Annotated in this window: 1 protein-coding gene; it reads left to right on the top strand. The window is 61.2% G+C overall.

Annotated elements, in window-relative coordinates; translation table 11 throughout:
• Positions 1–237, top strand: a 237-nt coding sequence (locus AAEY79_RS16370; protein ID WP_352289828.1) for a 2-oxoacid:acceptor oxidoreductase family protein, incomplete at both ends; no start/stop codon positions are given.

Below are 237 nucleotides of genomic sequence, written 5' to 3'. Positions count from 1 at the left end.
ACGCTGGATGAGCCCTACAGCATTCTGGTGACCGGCGTGGGTGGCACCGGCGTGGTGACCATCGGCGCCTTGCTAGGAATGGCAGCGTTTATCGAAGGCAAAGGCACGCTCAATCTGGACATGGCCGGCATGGCGCAAAAAGGCGGCGCGGTGTGGTCGCACATCCGCATTGCCGCGCACCAGGATCAATTGTTCGCACCCCGTATTGCCGAAGGTGAAGCAGCCTTGCTGTTAGGC

This window comes from Psychrobacter sp. GW64-MNA-CIBAN-0177 (genome assembly GCF_040309585.1).
GTDB classification, from domain to species: Bacteria; Pseudomonadota; Gammaproteobacteria; order Pseudomonadales; family Moraxellaceae; genus Psychrobacter; species Psychrobacter okhotskensis.
Note: the sequence above shows the minus strand (reverse complement) of the source record. Positions and strands in the feature narration are given on the sequence as shown.